Origin of the sequence: Sphingomicrobium sp. XHP0239 (assembly GCF_039555325.1) — a bacterium.
GTDB classification, from domain to species: domain Bacteria; phylum Pseudomonadota; class Alphaproteobacteria; order Sphingomonadales; family Sphingomonadaceae; genus Sphingomicrobium; species Sphingomicrobium maritimum.
In genome coordinates this window covers 784,420-807,305 of sequence record NZ_CP154608.1, presented here as the reverse complement: position 1 = coordinate 807,305, position 22,886 = coordinate 784,420, and the positions used below count along the sequence as shown (strand labels likewise).

General features: G+C 64.2%; 28 protein-coding genes and 1 other RNA gene. 11 read left to right on the top strand and 18 right to left on the bottom strand.

What is annotated here, in order from left to right; translation table 11 throughout:
* Positions 1–12 precede the first annotated feature (12 nt).
* From WJT74_RS04145 to pspF, 3 genes are all read right to left on the bottom strand, one after another.
* Positions 13–642 carry a superoxide dismutase gene (locus WJT74_RS04145; RefSeq protein WP_343347196.1) on the bottom strand — a complete coding sequence of 210 codons (630 nt, stop codon included), beginning with the start codon at positions 640–642 and terminating at the stop codon, positions 13–15.
* A 105-nt stretch (positions 643–747) separates the two neighbouring features.
* A complete protein-coding gene (locus tag WJT74_RS04140; protein WP_343347194.1) occupies positions 748–1,290 on the bottom strand; it encodes a tetratricopeptide repeat protein in 543 nt (180 codons plus the stop codon).
* Between the two features lie 80 nt (positions 1,291–1,370).
* Positions 1,371–2,414 carry a phage shock protein operon transcriptional activator gene (pspF, locus tag WJT74_RS04135; RefSeq protein ID WP_343347192.1) on the bottom strand — a complete coding sequence of 348 codons (1,044 nt, stop codon included), beginning with the start codon at positions 2,412–2,414 and terminating at the stop codon, positions 1,371–1,373.
* 154 nt (positions 2,415–2,568) lie between these two features.
* Between pspF and pspA the strand changes: the two genes are divergently transcribed.
* The 8 genes from pspA to WJT74_RS04095 all read left to right on the top strand — a co-directional run bounded on the left by pspA (position 2,569) and on the right by WJT74_RS04095 (position 6,048).
* The gene (pspA, locus tag WJT74_RS04130) at positions 2,569–3,237 is read left to right on the top strand and encodes a phage shock protein PspA (protein ID WP_343347190.1); all 669 of its coding nucleotides are present in this window, start codon (positions 2,569–2,571) and stop codon (positions 3,235–3,237) included.
* A 27-nt stretch (positions 3,238–3,264) separates the two neighbouring features.
* Positions 3,265–3,594: an envelope stress response membrane protein PspB gene (gene pspB, locus WJT74_RS04125; protein ID WP_343347187.1), complete on the top strand. Its 330-nt coding sequence runs from the start codon at positions 3,265–3,267 to the stop codon at positions 3,592–3,594.
* Positions 3,594–3,980 (top strand): envelope stress response membrane protein PspC, encoded by a 387-nt coding sequence (pspC, locus tag WJT74_RS04120; RefSeq protein WP_343347184.1) that lies wholly within the window; start codon positions 3,594–3,596, stop codon positions 3,978–3,980. The genes pspB and pspC overlap by 1 nt, the downstream gene beginning before the upstream one ends.
* Before the next feature lie 12 nt (positions 3,981–3,992).
* The gene (locus WJT74_RS04115; RefSeq protein WP_343347182.1) at positions 3,993–4,319 is read left to right on the top strand and encodes a hypothetical protein; all 327 of its coding nucleotides are present in this window, start codon (positions 3,993–3,995) and stop codon (positions 4,317–4,319) included.
* Positions 4,320–4,321: 2 nt separating this feature from the next.
* Entirely contained in the window at positions 4,322–4,627 is a 306-nt protein-coding gene (locus WJT74_RS04110; RefSeq protein WP_343347180.1) for a hypothetical protein, read from the top strand.
* Entirely contained in the window at positions 4,628–4,942 is a 315-nt protein-coding gene (locus tag WJT74_RS04105) for a hypothetical protein (protein WP_343347177.1), read from the top strand. It begins immediately after the preceding gene.
* A 264-nt stretch (positions 4,943–5,206) separates the two neighbouring features.
* Positions 5,207–5,608, top strand: coding sequence for a SufE family protein (locus WJT74_RS04100; RefSeq protein WP_343348092.1), 402 nt, complete (start codon positions 5,207–5,209; stop codon positions 5,606–5,608).
* On the top strand, positions 5,605–6,048 hold the full coding sequence (locus WJT74_RS04095; protein WP_343347175.1) for a PaaI family thioesterase: 444 nt from the start codon (positions 5,605–5,607) through the stop codon (positions 6,046–6,048). Before WJT74_RS04100 ends, WJT74_RS04095 begins: the two co-directional genes overlap by 4 nt.
* Here the strand turns inward: WJT74_RS04095 and WJT74_RS04090 are convergent.
* The 10 genes from WJT74_RS04090 to WJT74_RS04045 form a co-directional block, all read right to left on the bottom strand.
* On the bottom strand, positions 6,045–6,581 hold the full coding sequence (locus WJT74_RS04090; protein ID WP_343347173.1) for a J domain-containing protein: 537 nt from the start codon (positions 6,579–6,581) through the stop codon (positions 6,045–6,047). The two genes, WJT74_RS04095 and WJT74_RS04090, sit on opposite strands and share 4 nt — an antisense overlap.
* A 32-nt stretch (positions 6,582–6,613) precedes the next feature.
* Positions 6,614–7,342, bottom strand: a complete 729-nt coding sequence (locus WJT74_RS04085) for a CPBP family intramembrane glutamic endopeptidase (RefSeq protein ID WP_343347170.1) — start codon at positions 7,340–7,342, stop codon at positions 6,614–6,616.
* Positions 7,343–7,701: 359 nt separating this feature from the next.
* Positions 7,702–8,082, bottom strand: an RNA gene (gene rnpB / locus WJT74_RS04080) — RNase P RNA component class A.
* A gap of 16 nt (positions 8,083–8,098) precedes the next feature.
* Complete coding sequence (locus tag WJT74_RS04075; RefSeq protein ID WP_343347168.1) at positions 8,099–8,779, bottom strand: N-acetylmuramoyl-L-alanine amidase; 681 nt, start codon at positions 8,777–8,779, stop codon at positions 8,099–8,101.
* 34 nt (positions 8,780–8,813) lie between these two features.
* Positions 8,814–9,665, bottom strand: a complete 852-nt coding sequence (locus WJT74_RS04070) for a CheR family methyltransferase (RefSeq protein ID WP_343347166.1) — start codon at positions 9,663–9,665, stop codon at positions 8,814–8,816.
* Positions 9,665–10,762: a chemotaxis-specific protein-glutamate methyltransferase CheB gene (gene cheB / locus WJT74_RS04065; protein ID WP_343347164.1), complete on the bottom strand. Its 1,098-nt coding sequence runs from the start codon at positions 10,760–10,762 to the stop codon at positions 9,665–9,667. Before cheB ends, WJT74_RS04070 begins: the two co-directional genes overlap by 1 nt.
* Positions 10,763–10,776: 14 nt before the next feature.
* Positions 10,777–11,142 carry a response regulator gene (locus tag WJT74_RS04060; RefSeq protein ID WP_343347162.1) on the bottom strand — a complete coding sequence of 122 codons (366 nt, stop codon included), beginning with the start codon at positions 11,140–11,142 and terminating at the stop codon, positions 10,777–10,779.
* Positions 11,143–11,202: 60 nt separating this feature from the next.
* A complete protein-coding gene (locus tag WJT74_RS04055) occupies positions 11,203–11,649 on the bottom strand; it encodes a chemotaxis protein CheW (protein WP_343347160.1) in 447 nt (148 codons plus the stop codon).
* Complete coding sequence (locus WJT74_RS04050; protein ID WP_343347157.1) at positions 11,649–14,009, bottom strand: chemotaxis protein CheA; 2,361 nt, start codon at positions 14,007–14,009, stop codon at positions 11,649–11,651. Before WJT74_RS04050 ends, WJT74_RS04055 begins: the two co-directional genes overlap by 1 nt.
* An 86-nt stretch (positions 14,010–14,095) precedes the next feature.
* A complete protein-coding gene (locus WJT74_RS04045) occupies positions 14,096–14,731 on the bottom strand; it encodes a histidine phosphotransferase family protein (RefSeq protein WP_343347155.1) in 636 nt (211 codons plus the stop codon).
* A gap of 93 nt (positions 14,732–14,824) precedes the next feature.
* On the opposite strand from WJT74_RS04045, the gene WJT74_RS04040 reads away from it, so the two are divergent.
* Together WJT74_RS04040 and rpoH are read left to right on the top strand one after the other, a co-directional pair.
* Complete coding sequence (locus tag WJT74_RS04040; RefSeq protein WP_343347153.1) at positions 14,825–15,772, top strand: RluA family pseudouridine synthase; 948 nt, start codon at positions 14,825–14,827, stop codon at positions 15,770–15,772.
* A gap of 66 nt (positions 15,773–15,838) precedes the next feature.
* Positions 15,839–16,756, top strand: a complete 918-nt coding sequence (gene rpoH, locus WJT74_RS04035; RefSeq protein WP_343347151.1) for an RNA polymerase sigma factor RpoH — start codon at positions 15,839–15,841, stop codon at positions 16,754–16,756.
* Positions 16,757–16,760: 4 nt separating this feature from the next.
* Here rpoH and WJT74_RS04030 read toward each other — a convergent pair whose 3' ends face one another.
* The 3 genes from WJT74_RS04030 to WJT74_RS04020 all read right to left on the bottom strand — a co-directional run bounded on the left by WJT74_RS04030 (position 16,761) and on the right by WJT74_RS04020 (position 19,560).
* Positions 16,761–17,546: a TIGR01459 family HAD-type hydrolase gene (locus WJT74_RS04030; protein ID WP_343347148.1), complete on the bottom strand. Its 786-nt coding sequence runs from the start codon at positions 17,544–17,546 to the stop codon at positions 16,761–16,763.
* Positions 17,543–18,862, bottom strand: a complete 1,320-nt coding sequence (locus tag WJT74_RS04025) for a dicarboxylate/amino acid:cation symporter (protein ID WP_343347145.1) — start codon at positions 18,860–18,862, stop codon at positions 17,543–17,545. Before WJT74_RS04025 ends, WJT74_RS04030 begins: the two co-directional genes overlap by 4 nt.
* Before the next feature lie 77 nt (positions 18,863–18,939).
* On the bottom strand, positions 18,940–19,560 hold the full coding sequence (locus WJT74_RS04020) for a glutathione S-transferase family protein (protein ID WP_343347143.1): 621 nt from the start codon (positions 19,558–19,560) through the stop codon (positions 18,940–18,942).
* A gap of 70 nt (positions 19,561–19,630) precedes the next feature.
* Between WJT74_RS04020 and WJT74_RS04015 the strand changes: the two genes are divergently transcribed.
* Entirely contained in the window at positions 19,631–20,899 is a 1,269-nt protein-coding gene (locus tag WJT74_RS04015) for a multidrug effflux MFS transporter (protein WP_343347141.1), read from the top strand.
* Positions 20,900–20,948: 49 nt separating this feature from the next.
* Here WJT74_RS04015 and recA read toward each other — a convergent pair whose 3' ends face one another.
* Positions 20,949–22,022 (bottom strand): recombinase RecA, encoded by a 1,074-nt coding sequence (gene recA / locus WJT74_RS04010; protein ID WP_343347139.1) that lies wholly within the window; start codon positions 22,020–22,022, stop codon positions 20,949–20,951.
* A 99-nt stretch (positions 22,023–22,121) separates the two neighbouring features.
* A complete protein-coding gene (locus WJT74_RS04005; protein WP_343347136.1) occupies positions 22,122–22,862 on the bottom strand; it encodes an alpha/beta hydrolase in 741 nt (246 codons plus the stop codon).
* Positions 22,863–22,886: the final 24 nt, after the last annotated feature.

Below are 22,886 nucleotides of genomic sequence, written 5' to 3'. Positions count from 1 at the left end.
GGTCGGAGTGCGTTAGCCTTCCTGATCGGCGCGGGCGATGCCGTTGCCGTCGAGATTCTCGCTCACGAAGTCCCAGTTCACGATGTTGTGCAGCACGCTCTTCAGATAATCGGGGCGCGCATTCTGGTAGTCGAGATAGTAGGCGTGTTCCCACACATCCACGGTGAACAGCGGGGTCATGCCGTGGGCGACCGGGCTGTCGGCGTCGTGCAGGCTGGTCACTTCCAGCTTGCCGTTGTTGAGAATGAGCCAGCCCCAACCGCTTGCGAAATGACCGGCGCTTTCTTCCTGCAACTTGTCGAGCAGCTTTTCGGTCGAACCGAAATCGTCGGCGATCATCTTGTTCAGCTTTTCGGACGGCTTGGTCGATCCTTCGGGCGCGAGGCACTGCCAGAAGAAGCTGTGGTTCCATACCTGCGCCGAATTGTTGAACAGGCCCTGCTCTCCCTTTTCGGCGGCGTGCTTGATCACTTCGCTGAGCTTCTTGCCTTTGATGCCGTGCTTGTCGTCCTCGACCGCCTTGTTGGTCTTGTCGACATAGGCCTTGTGATGCTTGCCATGATGGTAATCGAGCGTTTCGGACGACATATGGTCGCCTAGCGCGTCTTTGGCGAAAGGAAGATCGGGAAGTTCGAAGGCCATTCTTGTGCTCCTGTTGGATGATAGGTTCACTTTGGCAACGCGTGGCCCTGCGCAGCGTTGCAACGCTTCGCCCAAAGACTTTCTTACGTTCGTGTGGTCAGCGCCTCAGCGCGTCACCACCGAATAGCGCGTCAGTTCGATCGCCGGCACGTCCCAACCGGGAGCGAGCGACTGCGCCATTTGCAGGTCGCGATAGGCCGCGCTCGCGGCGCCCCGATCCTCGTTGGCCATTCCGCGCACATAATAGGCGATGTGCGGCTTGCGCGTTTCCAGCTCGATCGAGCGGGAGGAATAGGTCAGCGCCCGCGCGCTATCCGCCCGGCGCAACGCCAGGATCGCCGCATTGAGATAGGCTTCGGCCTGCGAGGCATCGAGTTTGAGGGCTTCGGCAAAATCGCGATCTGCCAGATTGTACTCACCGCGGTTCATGCGAATGATGCCGCGATTGACGAGCGTCGAGGCCTTGTCGCCGGCGCTGAGCGGCTGAACCGCGAGCGCCCGTTCGCAGGACGCCAGCGCAAATCGGCTGGTATTGCCGGCCTCGGCCGCGTCGTAGCAGCTCTTCGCATGCGTCTCGCCGAGGGTGATGCCCACGGGCGCACCACCCGTCAGCGCGATTGAAAGAATGGCCAGAGAAGCGACAGACATCGAACGTCTCCCTCGGTAACGGCAGGGGTCATTCGATACCACGGAACAGGCGATTCCGCCAGTCAGGGCAGCGGTTTGGCTCAGCCCTCGCTCGACAGGTCGAGGCGCTTGATAGCGTGGCGCAGCTGATCGTAGCTCAGACCCACTGCATCGGCCGTTGCGCGTTGGTTGTAGCGGTTGCGCTCGAGCGCGGCGGACAGCAGCGCGCGCTCATATTCGGTAACACTCGCCTTGAAATCATCGGTTTCGGCGGTGGGCGGGATCGGGGCGGAAGCAGAAGCTCCATTGGCGGACGCGGGCGCCCCCGCGTTCGCTGCATCGCCGGCACTTCGGTCGGAGGGTCGCGGGGACCAAGGCGATTCGAACGGATCGAAATTGATCGTGGCGACCTGTCGCTCGGGATCCTCGGCGCGATAGACGGCGCGTTCGACGACGTTGCGCAGTTCGCGGACATTGCCTGGCCACGGATGCTGTTCGAGCCGCTCAGTCGCCCGTTCGTCGAAGCCGGGCCAGTTCGGCCAGTCGAGTTCGACCGCCATGCGCCGACCGAAATGGTCGGCCAGCAAACCGATATCTCCTTCGCGTGCCCGCAGCGGCGGTAGCGTGACGACCTCGAACGAAAGGCGATCGAGAAGATCGGCGCGAAATTGGCCGCGTTCGACGAGACTGGGAAGATGTTCGTTGGTCGCCGCGACGATGCGCACGTCGACACGGATCGGCTTCGAGGCGCCGATACGCGTGATTTCCCCATATTCTACAGCACGTAACAGCCGGTCTTGCGCACCAGATGACAAGGTTGCCAGCTCGTCGAGGAAGAGCGTTCCGCCGTCGGCTTCCTCGAACCGTCCCTGGCGGGTCTTGCTCGCCCCCGTGAAGGCCCCGGCCTCGTGACCGAACAGTTCGGCCTCGATCAGATTTTCGGGAAGCGCGGCGCAGTTCATCGTCACCAGCGGCCCCGACCAGCGGGTGGAAAGACGGTGCAGGCGCTCGGCAATGAGTTCCTTGCCCGTTCCCCGCTCCCCGATGACCAGCACCGGGCGGTTCAGCGGGGCAGCGCGACTGGCGCGCTCGACCGCGTCGAGAAAGGCAAGCGATTGCCCGACGAACTGATTGGTCCGCTCCATGCGCTTTATGTGGTGGAAAATCCCACCATCTGGCAAGATGTTTCAACCCACCGTCGGTCGAAAAGCCATGAGATTGACGATTGGAAGCTTAATTGACACTATTGGCACGATTCTCGCATATGTTGGGACAATACGCATCTAGACGGAGTGCCCTATGGCAATCTTTTCCCGTGTAAGGGACATTTTCGCAGCCAATATGACAGAGCTGCTCGACCGTGCCGAAGATCCGGCGCGCATGATCCGCATGATCATTCTCGAAATGGAGGAAACACTCGTCGAGGTCCGCGCCTCCGCGGCGCGAAGCATTGCCGACGGCAAGGAAATGCGCCGCGCGATGGCCCGGCTCGAACAATTGCAGGAAAGCTGGACCGAGAAGGCCGAGCTTGCCCTTTCGAAGGACCGCGAGGACCTTGCCAAGCAGGCGCTGGTCGAACGGCAGAAGGCCAAGGACATGGCCGAGGGTCTGAACGAGGAACTCGCGCAGATCGACGAGACGCTCAAGATCTACGAGGCGGACATCGCGAAGCTTCAGTCCAAGCTGCGCGAGGCACGCAGTCGCCAGAACGCCATCGCCAATCGTCTCGAAAGCGCGATGAACCGACACAAGGCGAGCGAGGTGCTGAACGGCAGCCGCACGCAGGACGCCTTTTCGCGCTTCGAGAGCCTCGAGCGGCGCGCCGACATGGCCGAGGGCCAGGCCGATGCCCTGGGCATGACGGGGCCCAAGAGCCTCGAGGAAGAAATCTCCGACCTTCGCTCTTCGGACAAGGTCGATGCCGAGCTGGAGGCCATGAAGGCCGCCTTGAAGAGCAAATCGAACTAGATTCCCGAGGGGATCGAAAAGGGGAAAATGATGGACGAGTTCATGGGGTTTTTCGCGATCGCGGCGATCTTCATCGCATTGCCGTGGCTGATCTTTCACTATGTCACTAAGTGGAAGGGTCAGGCGACGCTGACGCAACCGGACGAGAAGTTGCTTGAGCAATTGCACGATGCCGCGCGGCGGCTCGACGATCGTCTCTGCACGATCGAGCGGATCATGAGCGCCGAGGATCCCGAATGGCGACAGAAATGCGCGCTGCCTGAACGCAACCGCGACCAGGCGCTGCTGGAACGGGCCGACGACCTGCTCGCCGAGCATGAAGCCCTCCTGTCCGGATCGCGAAAGGAGCGCCGCTGATGCCCCCGTCCCCGAGCCGCACGAAATTCTACAAGGACAAGGCCAACGGCAAGGTCATGGGCGTGTGCGCGGGCCTGTCGGACTATACCGGCATCGATCTCACGCTGATGCGGATCATGGTCCTGTTCGCCATTCTGATGAGCTCGGGCGGGGCGTTCCTCCTCTACCTCATCGCGGGCGTGGTCGCCGAGGACAAGCCGGCCGAGCTCAAATATGAGAATGAGGAAGATCAGCGCTTCTGGCGCGGGGTCCGTGCCAGCCCGACCAAGACCGCCAAGTCGATCCACGCCGAATTCCGCGCGATCGACCGCCGCCTCGCCGACATCGAGAGCTACGTCACCAGCGAGAACCGCGTCCTCGCGCGACAGATCGACGAACTGAAGTAGGAGCCTTCCGACATGCCCATCGAAGCGATCATCAACCTTGCCCCCTTCATCACCACGATCGTCGCGGTGAGCGTGGGGGGTTGGGTCTTCACCACCTGGCTCAAGATCAAGAACGGTTATCCGCTCGAAGGCAGTTGGGGGAACGCCATCCACCCGCACAAGGATCGCGAAGCGGAAGAGCGGATCAAGCTGCTGACGGGCGAGAATGCCGAATTGCGGGCGCAGATGAGCGCGATGAAGGAGCGCGTCGAGACGGTCGAAAAGATCGTCACCGACCAGAGCTACAGCCTGGCGCGCGAGATCGAACAATTGGAAAAAAGGGACAAGGGGGCCAACTAAACGTGGAAATCGGGACTTTCGAATTCATTCTGGCAATCATTCTCATCAGTTCGATCGGGGGTTTCCTGTCGAACTGGATGAAGGCCAAGCACGGCTATCCGATCACCGACGACATGGGGAACGTGATCCGGCGCGAGGAAGGTACACGCGCCGAAGCGCACGAAGCGCGGATCGAGGCGCTAGAGAAGCGCATTCGGGTGCTGGAACGCATCGCCACCGATCGCGGCGCCGACACCGCCGAACAGATCGAGGCGCTGCGCGACATCCCGCCGCTCGAGGCGCGCGAACGCCACGAGGAGCGACGCTAGATGTCCAGCCTGCTCATCATCGGGATCGTCGTCGTATTGCTGGCCGCCATTGTCGGTACGTTCATCACCAAATGGGCTGCCATGTCCCACGAGAAGGAGCGGATGAACCGGGTCGGCAGCAACGACCGGGACGAACTTCGCGCCGAGAACGGGGCACTGCGCGAACGCGTCGAACAGCTCTACGACCGGATCGAGACGCTCGAACGCATCGTGACCGACAAGCCCTCGCGACTGGCCTCGGAGATCGATAAGCTCGACGCCTTGCCCCCGCGGCCAGAGCGGCGACCGGCACCGATCGATCGAAAGGACGACTGATGGAAGTGTTCGAGATGGTGGTGGCGATCGTATTCATCGCCACCGTCGGCGGTATCTTACAGGAAATGGCCAAGACCCGTCGCAGAGTCCGCGAGAACGTGCCCGACGACGGAGAGATGAAGGCCCTGCGCGACGAGAGGTCGGCAAGCTGCGCGACCGGGTCCAGGTGCTCGAACGGATCGCGGTCGAGAAGGAAGACACGCTCACGCGGCAGATCGAGGAATTGCGCGACTGACGCGCTCCCGCTAGTCAGCGGCCATGCCCCTGCCCCCCTTGTCCGACATCGCCGAAGAATATGAATTCCTGGAGAGCGAGGACCGTTACCGGCTGCTGATCGAGCTGGGGCGCAAGCTCGAACCCATGCCCGACGCCCTGAAGACCGACGCGACCAAGGTGCGCGGATGTTCGGCCAGCGTCTGGGTCTATCCGACGCAGCAGGACGATACGCTGCACTTTCTTGCCGACAGCAATGCGGCGATCACCAAGGGCGTCGTCGCCCTTGTGCTGAGCGCGGTCCAGGACCGGCCCGCTCGCGAGGTCGCCGACACCGACATTCATGAAAAGCTGGCACCCTTCAATCTGGCGAACGAACTGTCGTCGAACCGCACGCAGGGCATCCCGAACATGATCGCGCTGGTGAAGGAAACCGCCGAGCGCCTGCAATGAGCGGCGAGACGGTCGCGCCGGGTCCGGGTTTCGATCTCCCCCAATTCCTGCGGATGGCGGGCAAGGTCGGACACGGCCGTGCGCTCGGCTATACCTTCCACGACGAGGGCGAGGATTGGATCGAGATGTGCCTCGATCCCAAGCCCGAACTGGTCGGCGTACCCGAAGAAGGCATTCTGGCGTCGGGAGCGATCGTCGGTTTGCTCGACAGTTGCGGAGGTGCAGCGGTGTGGCAGGCGATGGGCAAGCTGTTGCCGATCGCGACGATCGACCTGCGCCTCGACTATCTGCGCCCCGCGACGCTCGACGACGGGACGATCACGGCCCGGTGCGAATGCTTCAAGCTGACGAGAAACGTCGGCTTCGTTCGCGGCGTGGCGCGGGTTGCCGACGGCAGTCCGCTGGCCCACGCCACCGGCACCTACATCATCGAGCCCTAGCCCAGCGCTCGGCGACGGTCCTCCGCGCTCTTGAGAACGTCGTAGGCGGCCTTCACCTTCTGAAATTCCGCAGCGGCTTCCTCATCGCCCGGATTAACGTCGGGGTGCAATTCCTTGGCGCGGGCGCGATAGACCTTCCGGATTTCCGCGAACTCGGCGTGAGCGTCGAGGTCGAACAGGCTCAGCGCTCGCATCTCCTCGCGGCTCCGGCTGCCATCGCCCGAGCCGGCCCATTCGTAATGGGCGCTCTGACGGAACCCTTCCGCGTCGCGATTCTCTTCGGCCGCGCGCTTGGCCGCTTCCTCCTTCGACAAGCCCTGGAAGTAGTTCCAGTTCTTGTTGTACTCCGCAGCGTGTTTCTCGCAGAAATACCAGCGTTCGGGGCTATTGGGCGCCTTGGGCGCGGGCCGGTCTCCCGCCTCGGTGCAGTCGACGCGGTCGCACAGGCGCACCTTCGCGGCCTCGCGGCTGGATTCACCATAGGAGCGCCAGCGGGGAAAACCCCAGTCGTTGGATCGTCGTGCACGCGGCATACGCTCCATCTAGGGAGCCAGCGACGCGCTGCCTACCCCCGTGGCGCCGCGGGTCGAAAGCCGTCTCGCTTCCACAGTTGCAGGCCGACCGTCAGGCCGGCGGCCACCACGACACCCACGAGGATCGGATAGAGTTGCGTATCGTTTCCGGCGAAGAAACCCACCATCGTGTTGATGGACGCATGATAGAGGATGCAGAGGTATATCGATCCCTTGCTCCACTGATAGATCGCAGCGAGGACGATCGACTGAAGGACAAGCCCGGGTAGCCGCTGCAGGAAGATCGCCATCAGGTCCATGTTGTCGCCGTAGGCGCCGGCGAGATGGAGCGGGAAATGCCAGACGTCCCAGACCACCGCGATCATGATCGCAGCGACCAGCGGAGAGACCCGTTTGTGGAGGACGGGCTGCATCACCCCTCGCCATCCATGCTCCTCGTTCCCGCCCGTCAGCGCGGCCACGCTGAGGAGCCCGAACACGATGGTCGGGAGCCAGTTGAGCGGAGAGGCGGTGAAGACGTAGGGTATCGGCGGACTACCTCCCATCAGTCGCTCGAGAAGATGACCGAGCAAGAGAATGGCTGGCATGAGCAGCAACACCGGCAGCGTCATCAGGAGCGCCCGCCGGTCCGGTCGGAGACCCCTGAAATAGGCGGCGACGCTTCGGTCGGGAGCACCGATCGAACCGAAGACATAACCGGAGACGAGCAGGATCGCCGCGGCGAGCGGCCAACGCGGGGCCGGACCCGAAGCTCGCTGCATCGAGCGGATCGGGCCGAGCGGGATGAACGAAAACCGTATCGGTGAACACGGAGAGGTTTATCAGGATCGCCGCCAGTCCGAGCACGATACCGAAGATGAATCCGGGTGTCCCTACGCCCCATTGCCGATCCGGTGAGGTCAGGCGCAGTGCGACGACACCGCCGATGGCGGGACCGAAGGTACCGAGCGTCGTGAGATGGCGTGCGGTTGCCGAGGCGGGTTCGTATCCGATCGCCATCAGGAGCGCCCACCAGCCCCAACTCCACACGAAGGTGAGGACAAGAAACCGAGTCAGCCGTCCCATCGCTTCCCCCTGCTCGGACGGAACCGGGTTACTCTCTCTTCGCAGCAAAATCAAAAATGCCAGGGGACCTGTAAGCCGGGTTCTGTCCACCCGCCGCAAGGGCAGGATGGGCGACCATTCATCTGCGCGCGCCGTTACCGACGCGCTCCAGCAGCCAACCCGGGCGACGAGCCGCAACTGGCCCATGTGCCGCCCCTATTCGGCCTTGCTCCCGGTGGGGTTTACCGTGCCGCGATCGTTGCCGATGCGCGCGGTGCGCTCTTACCGCACCCGTTCGCCCTGACCACGCCGAAGCGCGGCGGAATGCTTTCTGTGGCACTGTCCCTGAACCCGTCCCCGAAGAAACGAGCCCGCCGGGCGTTACCCGGCACCGTCGTTGCGTGGAGCCCGGACTTTCCTCGACATGCGAACATGCCGCGGCCGCCCGGTCCCCTGGCGCAGCGCGATATGGGCTATTGCGGGCGTGGCAGCAAGAGCGACAGCAGCTTGGCGCGGCATTCACCGTCGATGATGCCGTCGATGGTGTCGGGACGGAAACGTCGCTGGAACGCTTCGACGGCGGCCTTCTCGTCGGTGACGTCGTAGCCGAACCGTTCGAGCGCCAGCATGAAGCCCGCATCGGTCCAGAAGGGATCCATCAGATCGCGCGTCGGGCTGGGCAGCGCCAGGCGACGCTTCGCCAGTGCGGGCCAGGGAAACTTCTCCCCCGGATCGACCTTGCGCGTCGGCGCCACGTCGGAATGACCGACGACATTTCCACGGCTGACCCCGTGACGGTTCTTGATATCTGACAAGAGCGGGATGAGCGCGGCGATCTGCTCGTCGGGAAAGTCGGGATAGCCGAACTCGTGACCCGGGTTGACGATCTCGATCCCGACCGAAGCGCTATTCACGTCGCTGATGCCGCGCCAGTAGCTCACACCCGCGTGCCAAGCGCGCTCCTCCTCGTCGACGAGCTGGTAAATCGTCCCGTCCTCGGTGATGCAATAATGCGCGGACACGCCGCCGTTGGCGCTGCACATCTTGTCGAGCGCAGCCTCGGCGGTGGGCATCCCGGTATAGTGGAGCACAATCATCGAGACCGGCAGCTGCCGCTCGTTACGATTGGGAGATGGGCGCTCGATGATCCGCATGCGGCACGATTAGGGCCACGCACGGCCCACCGGGTCAAGCCCTCGCGGCGCGGCGATCGGCATTTTCCGAGCCGTCGAGGCGGTAGATTCCGCGCATCACGCGGTCGGCCACGAAGGCGTTGGTCTGGCCGATCACGGTTTCGCCGGCGCCGAGCAACAGGCCACCGTCGGGTTTCAGGACCTTGGCGAAATTGGCAAAGGCATCGGCGCGACGCTGTGCACAGAAATAGAGCAGCACGTTCCGACACAAGATGAGATCGAAACGCCCCGGGCGCGGCGGCGTGTCGAACAGGTTGCGCGTCTCGAACCGTACCTTGGCCTTGAGCGCCTCGGCGACCTTCCAATGATCGCCCTCTTCCTCGAACCAGCGGACCGTCTGCTGGATGCCGAGGCCGCGCTGTACTTCGAAGTGGGAAAAGTGACCGTCGCGGGCCCGGTCGATGACGGCGCCCGAGACGTCGGTGCCGACGATCTCGATCTTCCAACCCGCCCAGGCGACCGGGTCCTCGGCGAACATCATCGCGAGGCTGTAGGCTTCCTGCCCCGTCGAACAGCCGGCGGACCAGATCGCGATCTTCTTCTCGGCGGCGCGCCGGATACGCAGTTCGGGCAGAAGATCTCGCTCGAGCATCTCGAACGGCGCACGATCGCGGAAGAAATAGGTTTCGTTGTTGAGCAGTGCCTCGACCACCTCGTCCGCGAGCATCGGGATCTTGTTGGTCACCAGCATGGTGATGAGTTCGTCGATGGAATCGATCTGACGCTTGCGCAGGACCGACTGGAGCGCGGTCTCGATGCGCCAGCGACGGCTCATGGTGAGCTGTTGCCCCGTGCGGGCCTCGAGAAGTCCGGCGAGAATGCGGCTTGAGGAATCGCTGATGGCCATTACGCGGCACTTTCCATTCTGCGGGCAACGAAGCCGGCAAGATCGCCGGGAGGTGCGAGACGGCAAGCCAGCCCCGCTTCGAAAAGGCTGCGGGGCATTCCCCATACGGCGCTGGAAGCTTCGTCCTGCGCCATCACCACCGATCCGCACGCGACGAGGCGCTGCGCCCCTGCCGTCCCGTCACGGCCCATGCCGGTAAGGATCACACCGCAGGCGCGCTGTCCGACGGCCTCGGCCGCGCTGGCGAACATCGGATCGACCGACGGCAGGCAGCCTGACGCCGACTTGCCCTCGGTCAACCGGGCCATCAGCCCCTGCGTCGTCGCCTTGATCTCGAGATGGTGGGTGCCGGGCGCGACGTAGATGCGATCGGCAAGCAGGGGATGACCATCCTCCGCGACGTGCGTGGGGCGATTGGCGAACTGGGTCAGTTGACGCGCGAACACCGGCATGAAGGCGGCGGGCAGATGTTGCGTGATGCAGATCGGAATGCCGATACGCGCCGGAAGCGCACGCAGGAACTGGCCGAGCGCGTGGATGCCCCCGGTCGATGCGCCGATCAGCAGGACGTCGACGGGCCCGAGATGATCCTCGCGCAATTGCGCAAGGCGCGCGGGCGGAACGGGGATGGCCGACTTGGGAACCGCGCCCGACCGCGCCAACGCGCGCAGCTTGTCGATGAGGACGCTGGAGAAACTTCCGCCGAACCGGCCGGTGCCGGGCTTGGGAATGGTGTCGGACGCCCCCATCGCTAGCGCGGAGATCGTCGCCTGCGCTCCTTCCTCGGCCAGCGAGGAACAGACCAGGACCTGCGCCCCGCGCGATGCCTCGATGATCTTGGGAAGCAGCTTCAGCCCCCCTTCCCCCGGCATTTCGAGGTCGAGGAGCACGATATCGGTATCGACACGGGCGAGTTGTGCGATCGCATCTTCGGCGGTCGGCGCGTCGGCGACGACGCGAAACTGCGGATCGCTTTCGATCATTCGCGACAACACGGCGCGCGCCACGGTGGAATCGTCGACAACCATCAGCTTCACCGTCGCGGGATCGCCGCGTCCGGTATCACTGCGGGAAAGAGATGCGAGCACCCCGCCCATGCGGTGCTCCTGTTCTAGGCGACGCCGACGAGTTGCAGTTTGACGTGCAGCGTTTCGCGATCGAACGGCTTCATCACATATTCGTCCGCCCCGGCTTCCAGCGCCGCGCGAATATGCGCCATGTCGTTCTCGGTGGTGCAGAAGACGACCTTGGGCTGATCGGCGTGACCGCCTTGGCGAAGCAGCTTCAGGAATTCCATCCCGCTCATCACGGGCATGTTCCAGTCGAGCAGGACCACGTCGGGCATTTCCTGCTCGCAATGCGACAGGGCTTCCTTGCCGTCACCCGCTTCCTCGACCTTGAAGTCGAGGGTTTCGAGGATATGACGCGCGACTTTGCGGATCACTTTGCTGTCATCGACGATCAGGCAGGTCTTCATGGGGATGGGCCCTTGGCTAGTGTTCAGATACGCAGATAGCGGAAAAGTGGTAACAGGCGGTTAAGCAGCGCGCGCTTCCTCGGCGTCGGGGCCGGCGATGAGCTTGTCGATATCGACGAGCAGCAGCGGACCCTCGTGGGTCTCGACCATGCCCAGAGCGACACGCTCCCACCCCTCCCCCATATTGGCGCGAACGGGCGTCGGATTGCTTTCGCCCTCGATGACATCCTCGACGCTGTCGACGGACAGTGCGTAGTGATGCCCTTCCACCTCCACAACGGCGGCTTCGTGAATCGCGCCGGGGGTGAAATTCGAGGCGCCGAGCCCGAGCGCCCGACGGCAGTCGACGACGGTCAGCACGCGGCTGCGAAGCGCCGAAAGGCCCGCGAGATGCGTGGGTGCGCGCGGAATGGGGCTGAGCGCATCGAGTTCGATCACGCTTTCAATCCGCGCGGCGTCCAGCGCGACACGGGTATCCCCGATGGTCACGATCAGAAGCAGGTTCATCAGGCGGCTCCCTTCGCGACCGAGCGGAGCGCCATGAGCAGGCCCGCACGATCGTATCGATAGATGCTGTCGTCATCGCCGTCGGGCGTCGCGCGCAGCTTCACGAGCCGCGCCTTGCCGCCCTCGGGCGCGCTGGCATCGGGGCGTGCGTCGATCACCAGGTCGGCCTCCGCAGCCGCCTCGCTCCCCAGCGCCACGACCCGATAGCCCGCGGCCTCGACGATCGGGCGGAGCATGTTCTTCATCCAAGGATCGTCCGCCGGCAATGCGCAGACGAGGTCGCTGCCGGCGCGGCGGCCGTCTTCGCTCAGCGACGCGAAAAGATAATGGGTATCGACCAGTTCGGCCGGCTCCTCGCCAACCAGGCTGACGCCCGCGACCTCGCCTTCCTGTCCCGCCGCGATGACGTCGTGGCTGAGCGCTTTCAAGTCGATGACCGTATCGAAGGCATAGCCGATCTCGCGGCTGCCGTCGGACAGGCGGAACAGCCGCACAGATTGGCGCCCGTCCAGTTCCTCGAGCGAGTTCAAGCCCGCAACGGGCAGCAACTGGTCGCCCAGCGTGACGCGGAGCGCCCCGGCACACTGCGTGAAAGCGGCCACCGGAACGTCCTCGATCCGGTCGACGGTGCCGAGCCGCACGACTCGCCGCTCGCCACCCAGCGCCCGGAACAGCAGCAGTTCGACCGCATCGTCGTTGGCGGCCTGCCGATCCTCCGCCACCCGTGCCGAGCGATCCTGCGTTTCCAGCTTTATGCCGCCGACTTGCGCCAGTCCGGCAGCGTCGAACAGCAGGATGGGCGACCCGTCGTCGGCCAGCGTGGTGCCGGCATAGAGTCCGGTCGCCATCACCGCGGGCGCCGCAGGTTTGACCACCAGTTCCTCGTGATCGTGGATCCGGTCGACCGCCAGAGCGTAGACATCGCCGCCCGCGGGTCGCAGGACAACCAGGGTTCGTGCCTCGTCGGCCAAATCGCTGTCGAGCCCAAGGACATCCGCGAGCGCGATCTCGGGAACGCGGCGTCCCCGGATGGTCGCCACTCCGGCGCCGCCGACCCGCTCCAACGTCACGCTGTCGCCGTTGGCGCGAACGATTTCTTCGATCGCGCTCCGGGGAATGGCGAAATGCTGGTCGCCGATCGAGACAGTCAGCGCGGGAATGATGGTGAGCGTCAACGGCACGCGCAGCGTCATGCGGGTGCCTTCGCCAAGCGTGCTGCCAACTTCGACCGTCCCACCGATCCGTTCGATGTTGGAACGAACCACGTCCATTCCGACGCCCCGACCCGAGACCGACGTGACCTCGGCTGCGGTCGACAGGCCCGCCTCGAAAATCAGCCCCAGTTTCTCGGCATGGGTCAGGTCGCGCGCGGTGCGCTTGTCGATCAATTTGGTGGCGATCGCCTTTTCGACGAGCCGGTCGGCGCTGATGCCCTTGCCGTCGTCCTGGATGTCGATGAGGATCTGGTTTCCCGACTGGCGCGCCGAAACGGTAATCAGGCCGTTCTCGCGCTTGCCGGCGTCGAGCCGGTCTGCGGGACTCTCGATGCCGTGATCGACCGCATTGCGGATGATATGCGTCAGGGGATCGCGGATCATCTCGATCATTTCGCGATCGAGTTCGACATCGCCCCCATCGATGTCGACCATCACCTGCTTGCCCAATTCGCCCGACAGGTCCCGGACGAGGCGGGGAATGGCGACGAAAAGGTTTTCGATGCGCTGCATGCGGGTACGGGTGATGCTGTCGCGCATGTCGGCGATAATCGAGGACAGTCGCTCGAACGCGCCCGCGACGGCCGGGTCCTCGTCGGCCTCGCGCAGACGGCGGGCGAGTTCGTTGCGCGCCAGCACCATGTCGCTTACACCCGACATAACGCGGTCGAGCAGTTCGACGGACAAGCGGATCGTGCGGGGTGCGACGGCGGGCGCGATCTTGTCATCGGCGGGACCGGCGGCGAGGAGCGGAGCGGCAGGCGCCGTCTCGACTATTCCCCGACCCGAAATGGCGGCGATCAGCGCGCCGTCGTCTCCGTCGGGCAGTGCTTCTCCGCGGTCGATGATCTCGATCATCTCGCCGATCCTGTCGATGATGGCGAGCACGGCGCTGACCATCGCGGCATCGGGCTGACGTCGGCCGGCGCGTACGTCGGACAGCGCATCTTCGGCTGCGTGACTGAGGGCCTCGAGACGCGGAAAGTCGAAGAAGCCGCAATTACCCTTCACGGTATGGACGAAGCGGAAGATATTATCGAGACGCGCACGGTCGCCCGGCTCTGCTTCCCAAGCGACGATCTCGCCACCCAGGCTCTCGAGCATCTCGCGGCTTTCCGCGACAAAATCGGCAATCAGATCGTCCATGCGTGCATCGTCCCGGTGTCTGTTCCGGTCCGTCATGACGATTAAGGGTTAAAGCCGCGTTAGCGGTTGCTCGGGATTCCTGCCCGTCAGGCGGCGAGCGTCGCGCCGATCATCATCACTGTTTCGGCGGGCGAGGAGAAGCGGATCGAGCCGCCCTGCTCCGCCGCCAGCTTCTGCGCGAGAAGGACGCCCGCGGCGCGCGGTTCGGGTTCGCCCTCGATGGGCGCGCCTTCGAGCATGGCGCGCAGCTTCTTGTCGAGGATGAGACGCGGCCCCTCGGCACGGATCACCAGTTCGACCTCGCCGACGCGCTTTTCCGCGCCGACGTCGAGCTGACCTCCACGCACGAGAGCATCGCCCGCCACCAGCGCAAGATTGAGCAGCAGCTTCACCGCGTCCTTGGGAAGGCGCGGCTCCTCGACCATCCAGTTCACCGCGACCTTCTTTTCCTGCGCGAACAGTCCTTCGAGCACGGTGCGGGCTTCGCTGGTATCGATCTCGGCTCCGAACCCACCCGCAGCGCCGAAGGCCAGTCGGAAGAACTTGAGCTTGGTCGCTGTCGCCGTTGCACTGTCGCCCAGCAGCTCGACGATCTGCTCGCGCATCGCCGGGTCCTTCTCGTCCTCGAGCAGTTCGAGGCCGTTGTTGAGCGCTCCGACGGGGCTCATGAGATCGTGGCAAAGGCGGCTGCACAGGAGGGCGGCGAAGTCGTGATCGGTCATGCGCGCCTCAATGGGCCAGCGCGGCGCGACGTTGCAAGGGGAAAGCTTGCCGTCGTTCTTGAACGGCCCCGACCCGCTCCCCATTTCGGTGAAATGGGCGGGGGGCGTCACGACATTGCGATCCGGGAGGATCAGCGCGGCTGGCGGCTCGACCGGGCGGTCACCGACGTCGTCGGCACCCTGTCGCGCGAACGGGTCAAGAAACTGATCGCATCGGGCGCTCTCGAGGGCACAAACGGCGCGGTTCGCGATCCGGCGATCAAGCTGAAGGGCGATGAACGCTACATCCTGAGCGTTCCCGCACCGCGCCCGCACCATGCCGAACCGCAGGATATACCACTCACCATCGTTCACGAGGACGATCATCTGCTGGTCGTCGACAAGCCCGCCGGGCTGGTGGTGCATCCGGCCGCGGGCAACCCGGACGGTACGCTGGTGAATGCCTTGCTCCATCATTGTGCCGGACGGCTGTCGGGGATCGGCGGTGTCGCGCGGCCGGGGATCGTGCACCGGATCGACAAGGACACATCGGGCCTCCTAGTGGTCGCGAAGACCGATCCAGCGCACGTCGGGCTCGCGAAACAGTTTGCGGCACACAGTATCGACCGACGCTACCTCGCGGTGGCATCCGGTGAAATGCGGATGCCGTCGGGAACGATCGACGCGCCGCTGGCCCGATCGACGACCAATCGAAAGAAGATGGCGGTGGTCGAGGGCGGGCGCGGCAAACGGGCCGTCACCCACTGGACCCGGCAGGAGAACCTGAAAGCCGCGACACTAGTCGAATGTCGCCTCGACACCGGGCGGACGCACCAGGTCCGGGTTCACATGGCGTCGATCGGGCATCCGCTCGTCGGCGACCCCTTCTATGGTCGGATCAAAAAGGAACACCGCACGTTATTGAAAGAGTTGAATTTTTCCCGGCAGGCTCTGCACGCGGCACGATTGGGCTTCACCCATCCGGCCACGACCGACCGTCTGTCGTTCACCAGCGCGCTTCCGTCGGACATGACGCAACTTCTGAGCGCGCTTCACGTATAGGTTAGGAGCGGCTAAGAAAGCCGCATGAGAGATCGCGCCGCTGGCGGGGGCGCATGAGGAGCAAGAATGGCCAAGAGCGGAGCATTATCGATCCCGAGCACCGGAGGCGAAGACGGCCTCAACCGGTATCTGTCGGAGATCAAGAAATTCCCAATCCTCACCCCTGAGGACGAATATATGCTCGCGACCCGCTGGAAAGAGCATGGCGACACCGAAGCGGCGGCCGAACTGGTCAATTCGCATCTCCGCTTGGTGGCGAAGATCGCGATGGGCTATCGCGGTTATGGACTGCCCGTCTCGGAGCTGATTTCCGAAGGGAACATCGGCTTGATGCAGGGCGTCAAGAAGTTCGAGCCCGAGCGCGGTTTCCGGCTTGCTACCTATGCGATGTGGTGGATCCGCGCCTCGATCCAGGAATTCATCCTGCGCTCGTGGAGCCTTGTGAAAATGGGCACCACCGCGGCGCAGAAGAAGCTGTTCTTCAACCTTCGCCGAATGAAGAACCAGATCGAAGCGTTCGAGGAAGGCGATCTGAAGCCCGAGGATGTGACGCAAATCGCGACCGAACTGGGCGTGTCCGAAGCCGACGTCGTTTCGATGAACCGCCGCATGGCGCGCGGCGGCGATACCAGCCTGAACGCGCCCATGCGCGGCGCCGACGACGAAGGCGACACGCAGTGGCTCGATACCCTTCAGTCGGAGGAGCGGTTGCAGGACGAAATCGTCGCCGACGACGAGGAGCGGCAGGTTCGACACGAACTGCTGATGGAAGCGATGAACGCGCTCAACGAACGCGAACAGCACATCCTGACCGAACGCCGACTGACCGAGAATCCGAAAACTCTCGAAGATCTCAGTCAGGTCTATGGGGTCAGCCGCGAACGGATCCGCCAGATCGAAGTGCGGGCGTTCGAAAAGCTGCAGGCCGCGCTGATCAAGAATGCCGAGGAACAGCGTTACCTGATCGCCGGCGACGCCGCCTAGGTCGCTACAGACCCTCGACGGTCATCATGGGGCGCCAGTTTTCGAACTCGGCGCCCCAATCATGTCCGGCGTTCGAAACGCCGCTCCCCACCAACACGCCCGCCATGCCCATTCGCGCGGCGCCGAGCATATCGGTCGCGGGATTGTCGCCGACCATGACCACGTTCGCGGGGTCGGGCCCGCCGGCGAGCTTCAGCGCCTGTTCGTAGATGGGGCGGTGGGGCTTTCCGTAGAATTGGACCCGCCCTCCCCGCGCCGCCACTTCGTCGGCGATCGCCCCGGCACAGACGACCTCGCGGCCGCGATGCATGACGATGCGATCCGGGTTGAGGCAATGGACGAGCAGGCCCCGCTCGACCCATCGCGCAATCTCGGCCTCATATTCCGCGACGCTCGCGCGATGTTCGTCGAGCCCCGTCAGCGCGATTTCGGCGACCTCCTCGCCCGGTTCGGCAATCGTCACGCCGTGCGCGATCAGGTCCACATGGTCGAAACGACTGCCTTCGAACCCGACGGCGCGCGGAGGATCGGTCAGCGCCTCGATCCCCGCCTGCCCCGACGACATCAGGCCGTCCCAAAGATCGCTCGACAGGCCCATGGCCTCCAGATCCGCGATCACCCGGTCGGCCGGTCGCGGGGCGTTGGTGATGACGACGATCGTGCGCCCCTCGTCCTTCCACCGCGACAATCGGTCGACCGTCCCGGGAAACAGGCGCGCCCCGTCGTGCAGCACGCCCCAGACATCGCAAAGGATCGTCGAATAGCGTTCCGGCAGGTCGTCCAGCGTCATGCGGTCTGGAGGTCGGAAACCTCGCGGTCGCGGTTGTCGTTCTCGCCCTTGCTCACCAGCGTGGCGATGGCGAGATCACCCGTGACGTTCAACGTGGTGCGGCACATGTCCAGCAGTCGGTCGACGCCCAGCACGATGCCGATCCCCGCAGGCGGCACGCCGACCATCGCAAGGATGAGCGCCACCACCGGCAGCGACCCGGCGGGCACGCCCGCCGTGCCGATCCCGCCCAGAATGCACATCAGAAGAACGATGACCTGCTGCCCCAGGGTCAGATCGACACCGAAGAACTGCGCAAGGAAAAGCACCGTGATCCCCTCGAACATCGCCGTCCCGTTCTGGTTGGCGGTCGCACCGATCGTGAGGACGAACCGGGCCGGTGCGCGCGGCAGCTTCAGATTCTCGTCGGCGACCTTGAGCGCATAGGGCAGCGTGGCGTTCGAACTTGCGGTTGAAAAGGCGATCAGCATCGCTTCCTTCACGTTGCGGAAGAACCAGATCGGACTCACCCCCGCGAACAGCCGCAGCACGATAGGATAGATCACGAACATGTGGATCGCGAGCGCCAGCAGCACGACGCCGACGTAGGCGGCGAGGCGCAACAGCAAATCCCACCCGAATGCGCTGGCGAGATTGAACATGAAGCAGGCGATCGCGATCGGCGCGAGGCGGATGACCCACATGATGAGCTTCATCGTCACGTGGAAAATGCCCTCGATACCTGCCTGCAGCAGGTTCGCCTGCTTGCTGTCGGTGAACAGCAGGCCGATGCCGAAGAAGAGCGCGAAGAACATCACCGCGAGAATATCGTTGGCGCTCATCGCGCTGAAGACGTTGGACGGCACGATGGCGAGGACCGCGTCTAGACCCGAGGGCGTTTCGGCGTTGCGGTCGATGATTGCAGCGGCGCCGTCGGCAGCATCGGCGAGCAGGCCTTCGGCGATCGCGCGATCGACCCCCGCCCCGGGCTGGAAGATGTTGGCCGCGGCCAGTGCGATCACCACCGCGACGCTCGACAGCATCACCGTGTAGAACAGAGTCCTGAGGCCGACCCGCTTGAGGCTTCGCGCGTCGCCCATCTCCGCAATACCCACGACCAGCGCGGAGAAGAGGAGCGGAATGACGAGCATGAAGAGAAGGCGCAGGAACAGCTGGCCGACGAAACCCGTGACCTCGCTGACCGTCTCGACCCAACCCGCATCCTGCGCGGTGGCATAGACGATGAGACCGGCGACAAGGCCGACGAGAAACCCGATGAGCATCTGCCATTGCAGGCCGATACCGCCCGTCTTGGGCGTTGCCAGTTCGTCCGTCATGTCTGTCCGTTTCCCCGTAAATTTGATCGCCGCCGGTTGTGCGGACGGCGGATGCGCCCGTCAACTAGGCGCGGACATCAGGCGTATGCATAGTCCCCGCCCCGCGCGAGCGCGGCCTGATAGGCAGGCCGTTCGTGACACTTCTTCAGCCAGGCGCGGATGTTGGGATAGCGCTCGTCGAGGCCAGCGCGCGATTGCGCGGCCTCGAGCGGAAAGCTCATCATCATGTCGGCGGCCGTCAGATGATCGCCCGCAAACCATTCGCGACCCGCCAGTTCGCGGTCCAGAAAGGCGAAATGCTCGTGCAGCATCGCGCGCAGCGGCTTTCGCGCAGGAAAGCCTAGCAAACCCAGGCGCTTGACGATGAGGGTGCCGAACAACGGCGGCATGAGCGAGCCTTCGGCATAGTGCATGTAGAAATGATAATGGCGTGCGAGGATCGGATCCTCCGGCGCCCCGAAACGACCGTGCTGCGCGATCAGATATTCCATGATCGCGGCACTTTCGGCGATCACGACCTCATCCTCCTCGATCAACGGGGACTTGCCGAGGGGATGCACCTTCTTGAGCGAAGCGGGCGCCCGCATCGTCTTGGGGTCGCGTTCGTACCGGCGGATCTCATAATCGAGCCGCAATTCCTCCAGCAGCCAGAGAATGCGTTGGGAGCGGCTGTTTTCGAGATGGTGAACGGTGATCATCGCGGGGCTTTCCTTGCTGGGTTCGGCGATGCTTGTTGCATGTCGTTCGACGATAGGCCAGCGAGCGGCGATGCACGCTCCCGCCTCCCTCCCGACCCCCACGAAACGCCGCTGCGGCGAACGCGAAATCGTCGCGCTGCTCGCGGGGCTGATGGCGATGAACGCCCTCGCGCTGGATACGATGTTGCCGGCCCTGCCCGCCATCGGCGCGGAACTCGGCATCGTGCAGGCCAACGCGCAGCAATATGTCATCGTCGCCTACATGATGGGCTTCGGCGCGAGCCAGCTGTTCTGGGGGCCGCTGGCCGACCGCTACGGCCGCAAGCGCGTGCTCACCCTCGGGATCAGCGGCTACATCGCGTTCGGCATCCTCGCGGCGGCGGCGCGCGACTTCACGCTGCTGATCGCGGCGCGCTTTCTCATGGGTGCGTGCGGGTCGGTAAGCCGGATCCTGGTGCTCGCGATCGTCCGCGATCTGTACGAGGGCGAGCGGATGGCGCGGGTGATGAGCCTTACCTACATGGTGTTCATGGTGGTGCCCGTGGTGGCCCCCTCGCTGGGCCAGCTCATCCTATTGGGCGGGAACTGGCGGCTGATCTTCTGGATGCTGGTGGCCTACGGCGTCGTACTTCTGGCATGGGGCACCATCCGGCTGCCCGAGACGCTCAAACCCGAATTTCGCCGCGCGATCGAAATCCGGACCATCCTCGAAGGGTTCAAGGGCGCGCTGATCGACCGGTTGTCGATCGGCTACACACTCGCGCTCGGTACCGTCTTCCTGACGCTCGTCGCCTATCTCGCCTCCGTCCAGCAGATCGTCGGCGACACGTTCGGCCGGCCCGAAGCGATCGGCTGGGTATTTGCAGCGGTGGCCGCACCGATGAGCCTCGCGAGTTGGGGGAACAGCCGTATCGTCGAACGCATCGGGCTGCGGACCGCGGGGCACGGGGGGCTGGTCCTGTTTCTCGTCGCGACGACCAGCCATTTTCTGTGGCACATGATGGTCGGATCGACGCTGCTGAGCTTCACCCTTTTCATGAGCGCGGCGCTGACCGCTTTCGCCTTTACCACGGCCAATTTCGGCACGCTGGCCATGACCAACATGGCACCGATCGCAGGGACTGCCAGTTCGGTGCAGGGAGCCATCGGCACGGTCATGGCCGCGGTTCTGGGGCTGATCGTGGGTCAGGCCTATGACGGCACCGTCGGCCCTTTCGTCATGGGCCTGCTCTGCTCGAGTGTCGGGGCGATGGCCATCGTGCTCTGGACCGAACGCGGGCGGCTCTTCGCCAAGCGCGACGAGGAACCGCCCGAACTTCGGGGACCGGTACGCGAATAGCGGGTCGTCGTCGTCGTCGGAGACGATTCCAACCCGCCGTTCGCAGCGGTCAGTCCGCGTCGGGCTCGGGCCCGGTCATCATCGCTTCTTCAAGCTCTTCCTTGCGATTGCCGCGGATCGCCTGTTCGATCTCGTTGGCCATCTCCGGGTTTTCCTTGAGGAACTGCTTGGCGTTCTCGCGCCCCTGCCCGATCCGCGTCGAGTCGTAGCTGAACCAGCTCCCCGACTTCTCGACCAATCCGGCCTTCACGCCGAGATCGAGAATCTCGCCCAGTTTCGAGATGCCTTCGCCGTACATGATGTCGAATTCGACCTGCTTGAACGGCGGAGCGACCTTGTTCTTCACGACCTTCACGCGGGTCGAGTTGCCGACGATCTCGTCGCGGTCCTTGATCTGACCCGTGCGGCGGATGTCGAGACGGACCGACGCGTAGAACTTCAGCGCGTTTCCGCCCGTCGTGGTCTCCGGGTTGCCGTACATCACGCCGATCTTCATCCGCACTTGGTTGATGAAGATGACGGTGGTCTTGGAACGGTTGATCGAGCCGGTGAGCTTGCGCAGCGCCTGACTCATCAGACGGGCCTGAAGCCCGACGTGGCTGTCGCCCATCTCGCCCTCGATCTCGGCGCGCGGCACCAGCGCGGCAACCGAATCGACCACTAGCACGTCGATGGCATTCGACCGCACCAGCGTATCGACGATCTCCAGCGCCTGCTCGCCGGTGTCGGGCTGCGAAACGATCAGCTCGTCGATGTCGACGCCCAGCTTGCGGGCATAGACGGGATCGAGCGCATGTTCGGCATCGACGAAGGCGGCGGTGCCGCCCTCCTTCTGCGCCTCGGCGATGCAATGAAGCGCGAGCGTGGTCTTGCCCGAACTTTCCGGCCCGTAGACCTCGACGACGCGTCCACGAGGGATACCGCCGATGCCCAGTGCGATGTCGAGCCCGAGGCTACCGGTCGAGACACTGTCGATCTCGATCTTCTCACGGCTGCCCAGCTTCATCGCCGAGCCCTTCCCGAACGCGCGATCGATCTGCGCGAGGGCGGCGTCCAAGGCCTTCTGCCGGTCGCTATCCATGCTCTTTTTCCCCGAATCCACGACTTTCAACTGGGCTGCCATCATCCATCCCCTTTCGTCAATGCCGGCGGCAGACTGCCGCGGCCAGAGGCTTGATGTACACAGTTTGTTCTAGAAGAACAAGTGGAGAACGACGAGGGCCTATGCCCCTTCGATCGCTGCGCGCGCGTCCGCCATGGCTGCCGCGAAATCGGGTCGCCCGTAAAGATCGTTATGCCCCGCTCCGGCGATCGTGCGATCCAGCACGAGATTCCCGGCGACCGCCCGCAGCCCGTCGGTCCGCGCTGATGAAATGATCTCGTCGCGTTCGGCCTCGATGATGGCGACGGGAACGGTCTGACCGGCCAGGGCATCGGCGGACGCGATCTCGTTACGGAACAGGCTCCCGACGGGAAGCATCGGAATGGCGTCGGAGGCGACCTTGCGCAGCGAATCGAACGGCGTCACCAGAATGACGCCTTCCACCTCGCGCTCGGCGGCCAGATGGGTGGCAACGCCCGTCCCGATGCTCATTCCGACCAGCAGAACGCGCGACGCTCCTGTGTCCTTCGCCGCGGCGTCCAGGACTAAAGGAGCGTCCGCCAAGATTGCCTTCGCACTCGCTGCGCCCTCGGATTCGCGATAGCCGCGATAGTGGAAACTGACGACATGTGCGTCGGGATAAAGCGAATGGACGAGCGTCGCCGCATCGCCGCTGTTCCAGCCATTGCCGGGAAAGACGAGAACGAGGAGATCGCTCGATCGCGCGGGCGGCACATGAATGCCGACGAGGCGATAGCCATCCGCCGAGACCGTCTGGATCGGTGCTGCCCGCGACGGTAGCGGCCCGCTTTCGCCGACCGCATGGGCGGGGAAGAGGAGTCGTTCCTCGAGCGCCATCATGAGCACCACCGTTGCGACAAGGGC